Here is an 816-nt window from a genome sequence, read left to right on the forward strand (position 1 = left end):
GCTCAGCAAGCAAGAGCGTAGCCAGCTGGGCTGGTTTGGCAGTAACTGCTTGGCAGGTAGTTTCTATGGGGCCCAGTTGGAGCGCTGGCAGCGCTTTTTTAAGCCCGAGCAGTTATTGGTGTTGCGATTTGAAGACATAGTTTTAAATCCATTGTTGGCCAGCCAAAAAGTTGCTTTGCATCTAGGCGTAAATCCAGATCTGTTGTGTCCAAAGCTTGCATTGGCCAAGCTAAATGCAGCCCCTGCAACGTATTTGGCCTTGAATCCAGGGCTAGCAGAACGCTGCCGCGAAACCCTGCTAGCTGCTGATTGCGACCTTTGGAGAGGCCTGAGCTAACCGTCTTAGGGAATGGGACACTTGCTAATTTGGCATATTTTTAGGAAAAAGTGCAGCCTGACGAGTTGTGTTGTATAATTTCCGAGAACGAATTTTTTTTTGAAATGTCATTTGTAATTACCGACACTTCAACTGTTTTTACATCTCCAGCTACTGTTCCTGTATTGGCACCTGGATCTAATCCAAATGCAGTTGTTGCAACAACAGCGCCGGTTCAAGTTGCAGGAACAGCTCAGACGTATACAACAGTTGCTGCAGCAACTGGTCAAACCGTTCAGCTTGTGGTTTCGGGTCTCAATACCAGGGTAAACGTGGATTCTGGTGCTGCAAAGATCGCAGCTGTTGGAGGGGGTGCGATTGTTGAATCAGCTATTGCTGGAACTGTTTCAACTGGTGCTCGAACTATCGAGTTGGGAGATTCAACCGTTGCCTACAATGGTGGTGTTGTTGCCACTGCAGCRGTAGTTTCTGGCAATGGC

2 protein-coding genes are annotated in these 816 nt (G+C 48.0%); both read left to right on the forward strand.

Features of this window, described 5'->3' with window-relative positions; genetic code table 11:
* A partial coding sequence (locus C7K08_RS15790; protein WP_161955962.1) for a sulfotransferase occupies nucleotides 1-337 on the forward strand: 337 nt, incomplete at its 5' end.
* Between the two features lie 104 nt (nucleotides 338-441).
* The coding region (locus C7K08_RS14745) for a hypothetical protein (protein WP_133165340.1) at nucleotides 442-816 on the forward strand (375 nt) is incomplete at its 3' end.

This window comes from Synechococcus lacustris str. Tous (assembly GCF_003011125.1).
In the GTDB taxonomy this organism is placed as follows: Bacteria; Cyanobacteriota; Cyanobacteriia; order PCC-6307; family Cyanobiaceae; genus Synechococcus_D; species Synechococcus_D lacustris.